At 47.3% G+C, this 15,719-nt stretch carries 14 protein-coding genes; 11 read left to right on the top strand and 3 right to left on the bottom strand.

What is annotated here, in order from left to right:
• Positions 1–74 precede the first annotated feature (74 nt).
• Positions 75–1,685, top strand: a complete 1,611-nt coding sequence (locus MHI25_RS27270) for an FAD-binding protein (RefSeq protein WP_340394636.1) — start codon at positions 75–77, stop codon at positions 1,683–1,685.
• The gene (locus MHI25_RS27265; RefSeq protein WP_076128745.1) at positions 1,682–2,023 is read left to right on the top strand and encodes a 4Fe-4S binding protein; all 342 of its coding nucleotides are present in this window, start codon (positions 1,682–1,684) and stop codon (positions 2,021–2,023) included. Before MHI25_RS27270 ends, MHI25_RS27265 begins: the two co-directional genes overlap by 4 nt.
• A gap of 66 nt (positions 2,024–2,089) precedes the next feature.
• On the opposite strand, the gene MHI25_RS27260 is transcribed toward MHI25_RS27265, so the two are convergent.
• Complete coding sequence (locus MHI25_RS27260) at positions 2,090–2,635, bottom strand: glutathione peroxidase (protein WP_340394635.1); 546 nt, start codon at positions 2,633–2,635, stop codon at positions 2,090–2,092.
• A 623-nt stretch (positions 2,636–3,258) separates the two neighbouring features.
• On the opposite strand from MHI25_RS27260, the gene MHI25_RS27255 reads away from it, so the two are divergent.
• The 6 genes from MHI25_RS27255 (at position 3,259) to MHI25_RS27230 (ending at position 9,569) form a co-directional block, all read left to right on the top strand.
• Complete coding sequence (locus MHI25_RS27255; protein ID WP_076193656.1) at positions 3,259–4,335, top strand: bifunctional 3-deoxy-7-phosphoheptulonate synthase/chorismate mutase; 1,077 nt, start codon at positions 3,259–3,261, stop codon at positions 4,333–4,335.
• A gap of 261 nt (positions 4,336–4,596) precedes the next feature.
• The gene (locus MHI25_RS27250; protein WP_254847764.1) at positions 4,597–5,973 is read left to right on the top strand and encodes a SulP family inorganic anion transporter; all 1,377 of its coding nucleotides are present in this window, start codon (positions 4,597–4,599) and stop codon (positions 5,971–5,973) included.
• A gap of 188 nt (positions 5,974–6,161) precedes the next feature.
• Positions 6,162–6,644, top strand: a complete 483-nt coding sequence (locus MHI25_RS27245) for an Rrf2 family transcriptional regulator (protein WP_076185449.1) — start codon at positions 6,162–6,164, stop codon at positions 6,642–6,644.
• A gap of 21 nt (positions 6,645–6,665) precedes the next feature.
• The gene (locus MHI25_RS27240; protein ID WP_248549622.1) at positions 6,666–7,664 is read left to right on the top strand and encodes an LLM class flavin-dependent oxidoreductase; all 999 of its coding nucleotides are present in this window, start codon (positions 6,666–6,668) and stop codon (positions 7,662–7,664) included.
• A gap of 192 nt (positions 7,665–7,856) precedes the next feature.
• Positions 7,857–8,630 (top strand): hypothetical protein, encoded by a 774-nt coding sequence (locus MHI25_RS27235; RefSeq protein ID WP_076280277.1) that lies wholly within the window; start codon positions 7,857–7,859, stop codon positions 8,628–8,630.
• A gap of 105 nt (positions 8,631–8,735) precedes the next feature.
• The gene (locus MHI25_RS27230) at positions 8,736–9,569 is read left to right on the top strand and encodes a prohibitin family protein (protein WP_076128733.1); all 834 of its coding nucleotides are present in this window, start codon (positions 8,736–8,738) and stop codon (positions 9,567–9,569) included.
• 73 nt (positions 9,570–9,642) lie between these two features.
• On the opposite strand, the gene MHI25_RS27225 is transcribed toward MHI25_RS27230, so the two are convergent.
• Entirely contained in the window at positions 9,643–10,635 is a 993-nt protein-coding gene (locus tag MHI25_RS27225) for a 3-oxoacyl-ACP synthase III family protein (protein ID WP_076219606.1), read from the bottom strand.
• A gap of 10 nt (positions 10,636–10,645) precedes the next feature.
• Positions 10,646–10,987 carry a hypothetical protein gene (locus tag MHI25_RS27220; protein WP_076099934.1) on the bottom strand — a complete coding sequence of 114 codons (342 nt, stop codon included), beginning with the start codon at positions 10,985–10,987 and terminating at the stop codon, positions 10,646–10,648.
• 297 nt (positions 10,988–11,284) lie between these two features.
• Between MHI25_RS27220 and deoC the strand changes: the two genes are divergently transcribed.
• The 3 genes from deoC (at position 11,285) to MHI25_RS27205 (ending at position 14,848) form a co-directional block, all read left to right on the top strand.
• Entirely contained in the window at positions 11,285–11,962 is a 678-nt protein-coding gene (deoC, locus tag MHI25_RS27215) for a deoxyribose-phosphate aldolase (protein WP_036680262.1), read from the top strand.
• Between the two features lie 311 nt (positions 11,963–12,273).
• On the top strand, positions 12,274–13,566 hold the full coding sequence (locus MHI25_RS27210; RefSeq protein ID WP_036680260.1) for a homocysteine synthase: 1,293 nt from the start codon (positions 12,274–12,276) through the stop codon (positions 13,564–13,566).
• A gap of 211 nt (positions 13,567–13,777) precedes the next feature.
• Positions 13,778–14,848: a hypothetical protein gene (locus MHI25_RS27205; protein ID WP_340394634.1), complete on the top strand. Its 1,071-nt coding sequence runs from the start codon at positions 13,778–13,780 to the stop codon at positions 14,846–14,848.
• The last annotated feature ends 871 nt before the right edge of the window (positions 14,849–15,719 follow it).

The following is a 15,719-nucleotide window of genomic DNA, read 5'->3' as shown; positions in this document are numbered from 1 at the left end:
CGCCTCTCCGCCACTCCTCCCTTTAGTGATTTTTAAGTTCAACTAACTCAGCTAATGGTGTAGGAGGAAAAAATATGTCGCAGCTTAAGAAGGAAATGACAGTGGATGTCCTCGTGCTTGGCGGAGGTCCTGCTGGGGCGTGGTCGGCATGGAGTGCAGCCTCGCAAGGTGCAAAGGTAGTCCTGGCGGATAAGGGCTACTTGGGCACTAGTGGCGCAACTGCACCGGGAGGAACAACGTTGCTCGTTATTCCTCCCATTGCCGAGCTGCGGGAGCAGGCAGTGCAGGCCAGACTTAAGGCCGGCGGATATTTGTCGGAGAATGCTTGGATCCACCGGGTGCTGGATCAGGTAGAGCAGAACCTGGCTCAAGTGGAGCAGTGGGGGTATCCGTTTCCGAAGGATGAAGAAGGAAACTCACTGCGTACCCATCTCCATGGACCAGAATATATGCGGATTATGCGAAAAGTTGTGCGCAAAGCAGGGGTCACAATTCTTGATCAGTCACCAGCGCTGGAACTTCTTCACGATGAACACGGTGTTGGTGGAGCGCGTGGGATCAACCGCCTGACAGGAGAGTCCTGGGAAGTGAAGGCAAATGCCGTTGTGATGGCTACCGGCGGCTGTGCTTTTCTCAGTAAAGGTCTTGGTTGCAATGTGCTGACAGGGGAAGGATTGTTGATGTCCGCAGAGGTGGGAGCTGATCTTTCGGGTATGGAATTCAGCCGCCAATATGCGCCAAGCTTTGCGGACGGAACCGTAACACGTGGACGCATGCTGGCTTGGGCCACTCTCTATGACGCGGACGGTCATCCGTTGCATAGAGGGGATCGGACCTTTGGCAGCATTCCTGAGCTGATGCTGAAGGGTCCGGTTTACGCTTCGCTGGATCTGGCAGACACCGCGGAGAAACAGGATTTCCTGCGCAAAGCGCATCCGATTTTCTTTATGCCGCTGGAGCGGGCGGGAATTGATGCGTTTAAGCAGAAATTCCCGCTCACCCTGCGCTATGAGGGCACGATGCGCGGGACTGGGGGTCTGCGCTTGAGCGGCACGGATTGCCAGACGACCGTGCCCGGACTCTATGCGGCGGGAGATGCCGCATCTCGCGAGAAAGTGACCGGCGCCATCTCCGGCGGCGGGGCTTATAACGCTTCCTGGGCCATGTGCAGCGGAAGCTGGGCTGGACAGGGAGCCGCGCAGCATGCGCTGTCCTGCCGAGGACAGGCGAACAGCCGCAAGCTGACCGCAGCGGGACGCTACGGGCTGGCGGCTGGCGCCGATGCCTCGGAAACGCTGGAGGTGAAGCCGCTAATCGCGGCAATCCAGCGTGAAATCTTGCCGCTGCAGATCAATTATTTCCGCAGCGAGCCGGGCATTTCTTCAGCCTTGAAGCGGCTGAATGCCTTGATGCCCTATTTGAACGGGCAGGCTCCTGCCAGCGTTCAGGGCATCGTGCAATCGCGTGAAGCCGCGGCTATGCTCGCGGTCGGCAGGTGGATGTACACCGCGGCACTCGCCCGGAAAGAGACCCGCGGACTGCAAAAGCTAGCGGAATATCCGGAGCTTGATCCGCGCCAGACTCACCGGCTGAGCTTATCCGGTATTCAACATATAAGCGTCAGTACAGAGGCTGTGCCCCATGCTCATGAACTGAATGCGCTGAAGGAGGGGCAAACGATATGATCGAATTAATCAGCTTGGAGCGTTGTGTTGGTTGTAAGCTGTGTACGAAAGTATGTCCGACGAACGTATTCGAAATGCAGGGGAAGATTCCGGTCATTGCCCGTCAGGAAGATTGCCAGACCTGTTTCATGTGTGAAGCTTATTGTCCTGTAGATGCTTTATACGTGGCACCACAGGCGGATCAGCTGATCGGTGTAAATGAGGAGGTGCTGATTCAGTCAGGTGTGTTGGGAAGCTGGCGTGCTGAAATCGGCTGGGGACCTGGTGCGAATGGTTCGATGGCGGAGAGGGACACGACTCCTTATTTTGAAGTGTTTACCGAGCAGTACCGAACATGATTAAGCAGATGCTTAAACCCAAAAAATCCGCCCGAAAGCTGGGCGGATATTTCATATATTAGAAACTTATAGCAGGGCTTCGATAGCTGGTTCAATATCCAGCGGGTCCACCGTAGATTCGAATCTAGTGACCACAGTGCCTTCGCGATCAATCAGGAATTTAGTGAAGTTCCACTTGATTTCGTCATTGTTCAGAGCCTCTGGATCTTTGTCTTCAAGCATGCTTTGCAACAGCTTTCCTGAAGAATGGTTGATATCGAACCCTTCAAATCCAGCCTGTTCTGTCAGGTAGGTGAAAAGAGGGTGTTTAGCTTCGCCTTTTACGTCAACCTTTTCAAAGAGTGGGAAGGTTACCCCGTAATTGATTTGGCAAAATACATTAACCTCTTCATTGCTGCCGGGTTCTTGCTCTCCAAATTGATTGGAAGGAAAGCCGAGAATTTGGAGGCCGCGTTCCTCGTACCGCTCATAAAGCTTTTGCAGATCTGAATATTGGTGGGTAAATCCGCACTTACTTGCTGTATTCACTATCAGTAGCACTTTACCTTTGTATTGCTCTAGCTCGATATCTTTTCCCCGAATACTGCGTGCTGAATATTGATAAATGCTCATGGCTGCTACATCCCTTCAGTTATCTATGCTTTTTGAAAAAGAACAGGAAATATTTATAATAATTAAATTGTAAACAATTCAATTATCGCTGTCAAACAATACAGCTTGAAGGAATTGGAACCGTAATTGCCAGGTTGGAATAGGATAGATAATGGGTATGGATCACTCAAAAAAATTTATTGCGTTAAAGCTACTCTGCGTTCCATTATTATCTTGCATCGGGGACGTTTTTTGATTAAGATAGCAGAAACCAGCGCAAAAGCCGCGCTGACATAGATAAGGACTATGACGAAGAGAGTAAGCATTATAGCGGATCTTAACAGGGAAGGCGTGCCGGAGACTGAGAGCACCCTCATGAGACGATTAATGCCGAAGTTCACTTCCGAGTCGGCCCCTGAAGTAGTTTGTCACAGGTTGTGGCAGGTATGAGTAGGGAGGCCCGCGCCCCGCGTTACCGGGTGAAAGACAGAATTAATTCTTAGTCAGGGGAACATGAGATTCTATTCCTTTGTGCTAGTATTCGGGTTAATTCTAAATAAGGGTGGTACCACGGCTCCTCGTCCCTTGCGACGGGGGGCCTTTTTGTGTTCCAAATTATAACAAAAAGAGGGAGTGGAAGGGTAATGAGTAACGTGGAATTGGATGTTCTTAGAGGTCGTCTGGATGAAATTAATGGGCAATTGCTGGAGCTGATCTCCGAGCGGGCTAAGATTGTTCAGGAGATTGGAGGAGTTAAAGAAAAACAAGGTGTCCCTAAATTTGATCCAGAACGGGAAAAACAGATGCTGGATAAGCTCGTAGCGAGCAACAAGGGCCCTTTCACTAACGGGACGATCCGTAGCCTCTTCAAACAAATTTTCTCAGCTTCTCTGGACTTACAAACAGATGATCATAAAAAAACTTTACTGGTAGCCCGCAAGAGCCACAAAGAGGATACAGTGATTGTTCTGCCGGGAGATGTAACGGTTGGCGGTCCTTCTTCACTGATGGTAGCCGGACCTTGCTCTGTGGAAAGTGAACTGCAGACTCGCACCGTAGCTGCCGCCCTGCAAAAAGCCGGAGTACGTGTAATGCGTGGAGGTGCCTTCAAGCCTCGGACTTCACCTTATGATTTCCAAGGGCTGGGAATGGACGGTTTAAGAATATTACGAGAAGCAGCAAATGAATATGGACTGCTGACCATCAGCGAAATTGTAGATCCAAGACATATTGAAGAGTCACTTGATTATGTGGATATCATCCAGATCGGTGCACGTAATATGCATAATTTCGAGCTGCTAAAAGCGGTCGGAGAAGTCGACAAGCCGGTACTGCTGAAACGTGGATTGGCTGCCACACTCGATGAATTCATCCATGCAGCGGAATATATCATGTCTCGTGGAAACACACAGATCATGCTGATTGAACGTGGAATTCGTACCTATGAAAAAGCGACCCGCAATACGCTTGATATCTCAGCAGTGCCAATTCTCAAACAGGAATGTCATTTGCCAGTATTGGTTGATGTAACTCACTCGACAGGCCGCAAAGACATCCTTATTCCATGTGCGAAAGCCGCACTCGCAGCTGGAGCTGACGGTATTATGGTGGAAGTGCATCCTGATCCTGCAACGGCATTGTCTGATGCCGCTCAGCAGCTGAACATTGATGAATTCAACACCTTCTTTAATGAAGTGAAGGCTTCCGGATTGTACCGGTAATCTAGAAATATAGAATTTGCATGATATTTTAAGGATTCGCTAGAAAATGAGGTGTATAAGCGCTTACAAGTCTAACTAATCTTTTTGTGAAGGTGAAGGTGGGTCGAGTACAATAAGCAACATTAGCGTTGCACCGGCCCCGGGTCTTTTCTGACAAAAGATCCACACATTTTAATAGTCACAGGAGGAAAATAGATTTTGAAGCAGCTTACCTTAAATAATGGGTGGTTTTCTAACACTCGAACCGATATTTTATCGGGGATGACCGTAGCCGTTGCGCTGATTCCTGAAGCGATCGCTTTTTCGATCCTGGCGGGAGTAAGTCCGATGGTTGGTTTATATGCCTCTTTTTGCATTGCGATTGTAACGGCACTTGCCGGAGGCAGACCCGGAATGATCTCGGCGGCTACGGGAGCTATGGCTCTGTTAGTCGGAAGTCTCGTACTAGAACACGGAATAGAGTATCTGTTCGCGGCAACTGTATTGGCTGGCGTGTTTCAGATATTGATGGGGATGCTAAAGCTGGGGCGGTTTATCACGTTTTTGCCACAGCCGGTCATGACGGGTTTTGTCAACGCGCTGGCGATACTGATTTTTATGGCACAGCTTACCCATTTTAAAGGACAAGGCTGGGTGATGTACGGACTGGTAGCTCTGACCTTGCTTATTATCTACACGGTTCCTCGGTTTACCAAAGCCGTACCTTCAGCACTTGTAGCGATTGTTATTGTTTCTGTTCTTAGTATCGCTCTTCATCTGGACGTAAGAACCGTAGGCGATATGGGGAATATTACAGCAACTTTGCCACTATTCCATCTCCCGCAAATCCCGTTCACGCTGGATACGCTGCTTATTATTTTGCCATATTCACTTTCGTTGGCCGTAGTTGGGCTATTGGAATCCCTGATGACTGCCACCTTAATAGATGATATTACGGGCACAGGTAGTGATAAGAACAGAGAGGCGAAGGGACAGGGGCTTGCGAATGTAGTCACTGGTTTTTTCGGAGGGATGGCAGGCTGTGCGATGATTGGCCAATCGATGGTTAACATGAAGTCAGGAGGACGCACGCGTCTGTCCACGTTTGTATCAGGGATCTTTTTATTATTCTTAATTATCGTACTTGGCGATGTGGTGAAGCAGATCCCGATGGGTGCGCTCGTCGGCGTAATGATAATGGTCTGTATCAGCACCTTTGAATGGGGCTCACTCAAAACTTTAACCCGTGTTCCGCTAAGCGATGCGCTGGTTATGATTGTGACGGTGGTCACTGTGGTGGTTACGGACAACCTTTCTATTGGGGTTTTGTTTGGAGTTCTGCTAAGTGCTTTAACGTTTGCTTGGAAAATAGCTTCGATCCGCCTAACTGTTCAGGAAGCAACCTCTTCCAAAACATATGCGGTATCCGGCCAGTTGTTCTTCGGCACGACAAGCCACTTCATTCATGAATTCGCCTACGATAGCGATCCGGATCATATTATTATCGATTTTTCACACTCCCATGTGTGGGACCAATCCGCTGTCCATGCCATAGCGAAGACGATGAGCAAATACGCCGAGCATGGTAAAAAAGTCACCATTACCGGACTTAATGACCAGAGCTCACAGCTGGTTCAGCGGGTGGGATTATCCATATGAAAAAAGATTGCGCTATATGCGCGATCTTTTTTTTATAGCAGATATTAACTGAAAGAAAGGCCAGCAAGGTTTTACTTTGGGTTTAAAATAATATAAAATATAAAGTGGATAATGTTTATCCGCTTTATACGCGGATGGTATTATCTACAGTTTGAATCAAGCTATTTACGTAAATCGAGGTGCTGTACATGCATATGAAAACAGGGGTAGAACAGTCGGTATATGCACTGGTTCTACTCAACATGCTGCCGGATAAGGCGGTGTTGTCTGGGGAAGCGATTAGCCAGCAGCTCGGAGCATCGGCGACCTATTTTCAGAAACTGTTAAGAAAGCTGGTAACCGCAGACATTATCACGTCTGTTCCCGGCATTAAAGGCGGTTTTAAATTAAAGAAAAGCCCTGAAGATATTCGTGTATATGACGTTTACCTCGCGGTGGAAGGCCAGCAGTCGCTGTATTCATCGAATGGTATTCTGGTAGATATGTTGGATTTAGAAAAAGAAGACAGCTGCTGCCTGTTATCGAATCTGATGGAAGAAGCTGAATCCTCTTGGAAAGCCGTATTAAAGCGGGAGACTATTGCTTCGTTGTCAGAGGAAATGCATGGTGAACGCTTTAAAGATAAGATTGCAGTCTTAGAGGAATGGGTCAGTAATAAAATGGTCATCTAACCAAAGAAGGGATGTATTCGCATGAGATTAAGCGTATTGGATCAGGCACCCGTGACAAGCGGCAACACTGCGGAAGGTGCCCTGAATAAAGCAGAAGAACTCGCTATTTTAGCAGATGAGCTGGGATATAGCAGAATGTGGATGGCAGAGCACCATGGCGGAAATACATTTGCTAGCTCAGCTCCGGAAGTAACGGCTGCCCGTTTAGCCGCCAAGACCAACCGTATTCGAATCGGCACCGGCGGTGTAATGATGATGCATTATTCTCCGCTTAAGCTGGCTGAAGTATTTAAAACGTTAAGTGCTTTTTCCCCGGGGAGAATTGATTTTGGTGTGGGACGAGCTCCTGGTGGCGATACAAGCGCCATGTACGCTTTATCTGAAGGCCGTGAGTTAATGCTGCATAATATGTATGACAAGCTTGGCATTACCATGCAGCTGCTTAGTGATCAGATTCCGGAAGATGAGCTATATGCCAAAAATCTCGCTGCTCCAACGAAGGTGGCGCTCCCTGAAGTATGGTTGTTAGGCTCGAGCGGCAATAGTGCGCGAAAAGCTGCACAAATGGGAGTCGGATACTCCTTCGCACAATTTTTTAATGGTGCGATGAATAATGAGATCTTGGACCATTACCGGAATAACTACCAGCCTTCTATCTTTATGGACAAACCAGAGATCAGTGTATCCTATATGGTGACCACAGCAGAAACGAAGGAAGAAGCTGAGTATGAAGCATTACCGCAGGATATTTTTCGGTTGATGATGAGTAAGGGCCGGATTACTCAGGTGCTGACACCAGAAGAAGCTCAGAACATTTCGCTATCGGAAATTGACCGGATGTCAATCAAGGAAGGGCGCAAGATTCATTTAGTTGGTGCGGTTAAAGACATCGCCGTACGTTTGCAAGAAGAACAAGCACAATATGGATTCCAAGAAGCAATGATATGCAGCATCCCACATTCGCAGGAGAAACGGCTAGAGGTTTACCGGCTACTGGCGCGTGAACTGCTAGGCTCTTGATTCTGGATAGCTAACCTTAACCCGCATTTGATGCGGGTTTTTTGTATGCCAATTTAGCTTTTTGATCGGCGCATACCCTCAAAAGACAATAAATTAACCCTCCCGCCTCCTAAAAGTAACATTTGAATGCCTAACTTCATCTATGATTAATGAAAGATTTATTTTTAAAAAGAGGTTAGGAAGTGATCAAGGATGTTTCCTTTACATAAATCCGTTACGCTGACAGCCTTGCTTCTAATGAATCTACTGGCAGGTTGCCAACATCAGGTGGACCCATCCCCCGCTCAATCGGCTAACGACTACCACACCTCAAGACCGAAGCCAACAAACACCGCTGCTAACCTCATTAAGCTGGAGTGGAACCTGGTGGATACAATGCCCATAGTCTCTCAACTAAGTGCTCCACCCACAGGCGCTACTTTGATTACAGAGAAGAAGCTGGAGGATTTTGGAGGAGTCAAAGTGAGTGTGTATACGATGGCTAGTGACGAAGACTATGTGTATGCCAGAACTTCTACTTCCAAAGGACAATACAGTCTAGGGGCGATAGGAACTTATAATTATCGTCAACCGGAGGATATCAAGGTAGAAGTAGTGCGGCTATTTAGCGAAAAGGTGTTGAAAATCACCGGGGGACTAGGAGCAAATAACTCGCTCAGTAACTATTATTTAATCGACGAGAGCGGTAACCCCTCGGGTTTGCTGCAAATTGATACCGGACATTCCAAAGAGCTGGATGTTGATCAGGATGGATCTTTTGAGGGTGTAGCCGCACATGGAAATCCGATGAGTGCCTATATTTACCGCTGGAATGTTGATCACGCTGAGATAACTTTTGTTAATGATGCTTTAAAGGCGGACTCCGTGGTGCTAACGGATGAAGGAATATATGAAGCTTCTAACATCGGGGACAAGCAGAGCAAGAAATTCCGGTTGACCGTAGAAGGACTGATCCCAGAGCGGTAACGCCATGACCACTGCTGTTGAAATATTTCCTGCGACCATTTACCCTAAACCTCCGTATAGACGGTTAAGCTTGAATGATTATCCATAATCTAGGAGGGGTATTGGATGAATATGCAAATGAATCCGAAATTGAAACAGCTGCGTCCGGGAAAAATAGTCACCGGTATTGCAGCGGTGCTTATTGTATTGTTGATCGGCGCGAACTCTTTTGTATCAGTGGAATATGGGCATGTAGGTTTATACAAAACCTTTGGTAAATTAAATGACAATACATTGTCACCCGGCATTCATTTTAAAATTCCATTTATTCAGACGGTGATTCAGGTCAATACACAGGTAACGAAGGCGGAGACCGATACTTCAGCCTCTTCAAAAGATCTTCAGCCCGTGTCCACACATGTGGCGGTGAACTATTCCGTAAATAAGGCTTCCGCCTTTAATCTGATGAACAATATCGGAGGTAATTTTGATAGTGTAATTATCAATCCGGCCATTCAAGAAATCGTTAAAGAAGTGACAGCCAAATATCCAGCAGAAGATTTGATTACGCGTCGTGATGTAGTGTCGAGTGAGATTAGTGAGCACTTAACCGCTAGGCTGGCAAAATATGACCTGATCGTCAACGATATTAACATCGTTAACTTTAAATTCTCGGAGGCATTTAACCAGTCGATTGAAGCAAAGCAGGTCGCCCAGCAGCAGGCATTGAAGGCCGAAAATGATCTCCGGCGGATTGAAATTGAAGCGAAGCAAAAAATCGCCCAGGCGCAAGCAGAGGCTGAATCTTTAAGACTTAAGAAGCAAGAGGTTACACCTGAGCTGGTGCAGCTGAAGCAAATTGAGGTTCAGGAGAAAGCGCTGGAAAAATGGAACGGCGTGTTGCCATCTGTAACAGGGGGAGCCACACCTTTTGTGGATGTTCAATCCCTGACTAAATAATTCATTATTGGGTTTCTGATTTATTTCCTCTGATGAAAGCCCTACTTCTATAGAAGTAGGGCTTTTTATGCTATTAATATTGATAAAGCATCGTAGGAATTTGCCAGCCAGCGCCAACTGACCAAAAGAAGACATAATCGCCACGTTTAATTCGTCCGTCCTCGACTCCGCGTTGAAAGGCGATAAAAGGACTGCTTGTGGCTGTGTAGCCGAACTCGTCGCCTACATAAATGAACTTTTCTGCGGTTAGCCCAAGTCCGATTTGGATGAGCTCGATATTTTTCAGTGAGAATTGTGAAAGGCAGAATGCAGAGATATCATCCGTAGTCAGACCGTTGCGTGAGAGAAGCTCCTTCATATCCGCTATAGCCGCATCCACACACACTGTACCGTCAAAAGGGGTCCACCGTATCCGAATCTGCTCTGGGGTCATACCCTCTTGATAAATATTCGACAGGCCGCAGGCCGGGAACATAATATTTTCGGAGCCTTCAGAATCGGTGTAATAAAGGGAATCTATGAAGCCTGCATACTCACTGCTGCGCTCTAGAATCACTGCTGCTGCGGCGTCCCCAAAGTTAGGGTAAGTAATTTCATCATCTGTATTGCAGTTTACTGAGCTGTAGTCGCTTCCTACAACGAGTGCGTACCTGATGCTGGGATTGGCTTGCATATAACGACTTGTCTGCTCCACGGCGGAGACCATTCCTGCGCAGTTAGCATTGGAATCCTGCGTAATGGTCCGGTGTTTACCTTGAAGCATACGGTGTAGGAGAAGTGCATTGGTAGGATAGGTGTACTCTGGCGTCTGTGAAGCGAACATGATCATGTCCATATCCTCACCTTGCAAATTCGCTTCGCTAAGCACTTTTTGGGCAGCCTTTAATCCCATCGTCAGAGCATTTTCACCCTGTTCTTTTACGATGTATCTCCGGTCGCGACCCATGACTTCTAGGAATCGTTTGATGTCCTTGCCCATACTCTGAAAATGCTTCAGATAATATTCGTTATCTACGATATGCTCTGGGTGGTAATAAGCAGCTTGGCGAATCGCTATATGTCCCAAGTGGCGCCTCCTATGCTTCAATAATTTCGTAATTTTCTAATTTCGTTGCCCGTGCCACTCGGCTTAACTGCATTTTTAGGACAGGGCTTTTGGCAATAATAAAGGTTACTTTTTTAAATCCGGATTGTTTGTACAGTATGTAGCATTGCTCAAGCATGGGAAGTGTGTCCTTTGAGGATACATTCAATGTCTTGCAATCTAGGATGATCTCATATTGTTTCGGGTCGAATGCACTTATGATTTGGTTGTACTCATTAATGAAACGTCCTGCATCTTCTGGCGACATAGTTCCTTCCACTTGTACATTCAGTTTTTGATCGGCAGCATTTGTGGCGAAATTGAAGTTTCCCATTTTTGATTAATCTCCTCCTAAGTTTTATCTAAGAAAAATTTTAATGAATAGGATAAAAAAACCTATTTATCTAAGACTATTATCGTATTTTTAATTGGGAAAGTTTAGGGGATTAAACCTTTATTTTTTTAAAAAGATAATTTAGGGAATGATAAACTACTTAAAATCCATAAAATCTGCACAAATTAAGGTTTGAGGTAGGCATGCCCACCCTGTTTGCTTTGCAAAGCACAGTTCTATTGGTATGATTACAGAGATGAAAAAAACTACTATCCAAATCATGGAGGAATAATAAAAATGAGCGAAATTACACTATCGGGGATCATTGATCATACACTGCTTAAAGCAGATGCACGGAAAGAAGACATTATTAAATTGGCGGAGGAAGCTAAAACTTATAAGTTTGCTTCTGTTTGCGTAAACCCTGCTTGGGTAGCTACTGCCCATGAAGTGCTGAAAGATACGCCTGAGGTTAAAGTATGTACAGTAATCGGCTTTCCGCTGGGGTCATCGACAACAGAGAGCAAAGCATTCGAGACTACCGATGCTATCGCTAAAGGTGCAGGCGAGGTGGATATGGTCATCAATATCGGAGCATTAAAAGATGGCAACGATGAGCTGGTTAAACGTGATATTGCAGCTGTTGTAGATGCAGCGCGCGGCAAAGCCCTGACAAAAGTCATCATTGAGGCTTGTCTGTTAACGGAAGAAGAAAAAGTTCGTGCCTGCAAGCTATCTGTTGAGGCCGGAGCAGATTACGTAAAAACATCCACTGGATTCTCTACAGGCGGGGCAACGAAAGAAGATATCGCGCTTATGCGTGCTACAGTTGGACCTAATATCGGTGTAAAAGCTTCCGGTGGTGTACGTAGTGCAGAAGATGCACATGTAATGGTACAAGCAGGTGCAAGCCGTATTGGAACTAGTGGTGGTGTAGCGATTGCTAAAGGCGAAACAAGCCAAAGCAATTACTAAGCCGAAGGGCTGAATCGAAAGCGGCGAGTGAGGAGGACAAGCTCATTCGCCGCTGTCCTGATTCAAACTATTAACCGATCAGCTTGATTAGCGATTGTGTTTTATACATAAGGTTGAGGTTTTTATTAATTTATATTGAAAGCGTTATCCAGTAGGTAGAGGACACTAGCAGAAGCATTTGACCAAAGTACAATAATTCACACCGGAATAATGAGATTTTTTTCTTTTCAAATGACGTGGTTTGTGAGAGAATGGGTACAATTCAAAATTGTTAATCATTTCTATACTTAATTATAGGGGAGGAAATACCTATGTCAGAAGATCGCAAGCTGTCGTTTGAAACTTTGGCTGTCCATGCAGGCCAGGAAATTGATCCAACTACTTTCTCACGTGCTGTACCGCTTTATCAGACCACTTCTTACGGGTTCCGTGATGCTGATCATGCAGCGGATCTGTTCGCGCTTAAAGAATTCGGTAATATTTATACTCGGCTGATGAACCCAACCACGGATGTATTTGAACAGCGTGTGGCAGCACTTGAGGGCGGGGCAGGTGCGCTTGCTACAGCTTCCGGGGCAGCGGCTATTTCCTTTTCCATTCTAAATATTGCGGGCGCTGGGGATGAAATTGTATCTGCAGCAAGCCTATATGGCGGGACTTATAATCTATTTTCGACAACACTGCCTAAGCTTGGTATTAAGGTACATTTCGTAGATTCGGATAATCCTGAGAACTTCCGTGCTGCGATTACAGATAAGACCAAAGCCTTGTATGCAGAAACAATCGGCAACCCACAGGGGAATGTTCTGGATATTGCGGCAGTTGCAGCGATCGCCCATGAACATGGGATTCCTCTCATCGTAGACAATACGTTCCCAAGTCCATATTTATTGCGTCCGATTGAGCATGGCGCGGACATTGTTGTCCATTCGGCAACCAAATTCATCGGTGGACATGGTACATCCATTGGCGGGATTATTGTTGACGGCGGTAAATTTGATTGGAAGGCAAGCGGTAAATTCCCAGGTCTTACGGAGCCAGATCCAAGCTATCATGGAGTGGTTTATACGGAAGCGGTGGGCCCGATTGCTTATATTATTAAAGCCCGCGTTCAATTGCTTCGCGATTTAGGGGCGGCGATTTCACCGTTCAATTCTTGGATGCTGCTGCAAGGTCTGGAGACTCTTCATTTGCGGATGGAACGTCATAGCCAGAATGCGCTGAAGGTAGCGCAATATTTGGAGGCACATTCAGATGTGGAATGGGTAAGTTATTCGGGACTTCCTACGCATCCATCTCATGAATTAGCGCAAAAGTATTTGCCTAAAGGCCAAGGTGCGATCCTTACTTTTGGTATTAAAGGTGGAAGTGCTGCGGGACGTAAGCTGATTGAGAATGTGAAGCTGTTCTCTCATTTAGCGAATGTTGGGGATTCCAAGTCATTGATCATCCACCCAGCGAGCACAACTCATGCACAGCTGTCGGATGAAGAGCAAATCACAGCCGGAGTAACGCCGGAATTGCTGCGTTTGTCGATCGGGACGGAGTCCATTGATGATATTATCTATGATCTGGAGCAAGCAATTGCTGCCAGTCAACAATAGAAGTTTATATTTCGAAAAGCATTACTGCTCTGCGGTAATGCTTTTTTTGTTGCCTAAAAAAGTTGGAATATTCATCGGATTTGGCAACGCTTGCATATTTCAGGTGTGGCTCCCGTATTTATAAGTGAGGTAGGTAAATGAAATGTCGGTCGCTTATGTTATATAGCTTGGCATACCGGCAGCAATCCAAAGATAAAGGGTGGGTGCGAGGATGAAGGGTGAACGTCAGCAGGATGGTTTGCGGAGTAGTGAAGAGCGCCCGTTCAAGTTCATGTATAAGGCTGGTGATCGGACTGTGGGAATGGAAATGAGCCAAGCTGGATCCGTAGCCTCCGCTGCCGCAGAATTTATCGCTGGAGTAGAGCAGAGGGATGTCATTGAGCCTTTGAAGCGGTCTTATTTTAAGCGGCCGGGGGAACCATCGACATTCCTAGTGCTGCGTGAAGGAAGAGAAGAACGTCTTGCTGGACGGGAAGGAACAAGGACTGTTCAAGCGGGCCCGTGTTTGATACGGAGTGAGGAATGGCTGCTGGAACCAGAGCTGTTCTGTCTTTATGAGAACTGGTTATCTAGCGAGGATGAACTCCAAACAGCGCGTATTCTGCAGCGAATCTCTTATCGTCTGCGCGCAGCTGTTGTCGAGCTGCTCGAATCTCCGGATGGCGAATGGGCAGCGGTCACCCTGCTGCATCCAGAGTCGCTTGCGGTGGCGCAGCCCGCCAAGCTTGCCGCGCTTCAGGACGCGCAGCTCGAAGCGCTGTTCGCTGCGGTGGCGGAGAGCCAGCGGCAAGGCGGCGATTGCCGCCTTGACCTGCTGGTCGCCTACACCGCAAGCGCAGCCGAATTCGCTGCAAAGCGCGAATTCATCGAAGACGTGGCCGATCAGACACTCGGCCACGCTTATGCGGCGGCATGCCGCATCGGGGCGCTGATCGCGCCCGATGTGGAGCCTGCCGCCGCTGCGGAAATCGCGCGTATCTCCGATTTCCTAGTGCTGGACGGCGCGGCGGGCGAACACGCGCCGGAAGAGACCGCCGCGGAGGAATTCGCCCTGGCGGCAGGGAAGATTTTTGCCGCCGTGACGAGCGTGAAGCCGGCGGCGGTGGTGCTCGCCGCGGGGACACCGGCGGCGTCGGCTTTGGCCGATCTGTATCAGATCGGGCTCAGCGGGATCTTTTGCAGCGCCGGTCAGCGGACCGAAGCGCTGCTGAGAGCGGCCTGCCTGATCTGGATCGCCAGGCAGCGAGAAACGCTGGATACTGCCGCCGGGGGAAGGCAGTAAGCTTTTTCTGCTGAACGATACGGTGCAGTTCATATAAGAATCGAAAAAAGACTTCAGAGCAGCGATTATCCGGTTATCGGAGAATCGTTGCTTTGTTTTTTTGGTCGTTAGCTACCTGCTTCAACAGCGTATATATAACCCAGTCCTCAACTCCGTGCTCCTACCTGTGCTCAACCTCAGCACTTAAACTAATCAACACTCAAACTAGGCACTAACCTCTGCACTCCTCACCCCCCGATGCTTAAGGACCCAGATGACGCTATTTGCCTGATTTTAGCTTTTTAAGCATGGTTTCGGACACCAGAGACACTATTCGTTAGGAAGAGGTACATATTTGGTGCTTTTCAGGTCAATAGCTGCAATGGAGTCCGTTAGAATACCAAATGTGTTTAAAATCAGCGATTAGGGTCAGCTGAGTCCGATAGTAGCTACATTCGCGAGCAACTTGCATCATACGTTCATCACTCGTGTCGTACTCATACTTTGCGCTCTACCTCCGCACTCAAACTAATCGTGCACCTCTGCACTTAAACTAATCAACACTCAAAGTCTGCACTTAACCTCCGCCCCCCTGATGCTTAAGGACCCAGATGACGCTATTTGCCTGATTTTAGCTTTTTAAGCATGGTTTCGGACACGAGAGACACTATTCGTTAGGAAGAGGTACATATTTGGTTCTTTTCAGGTCAATAGCTGCAATGGAGTCCGTTAGAATACCAAATGTGTTTAAAATCAGCGATTAGGGTCAGCTGAGTCCGATAGTAGCAACATACGCGAGCAACTTGCATCATACGTTCATCAATCGTGTCGTACTCATACTTTGCGCTCAACCTCCGTACTCAACCTCCGTACTTAAACTAATCAGCACTCA

Source organism: Paenibacillus sp. FSL E2-0177, from assembly GCF_037992975.1.
GTDB classification, from domain to species: Bacteria; Bacillota; Bacilli; order Paenibacillales; family Paenibacillaceae; genus Paenibacillus_AQ; species Paenibacillus_AQ odorifer.
Note: the sequence above shows the minus strand (reverse complement) of the source record. Positions and strands in the feature narration are given on the sequence as shown.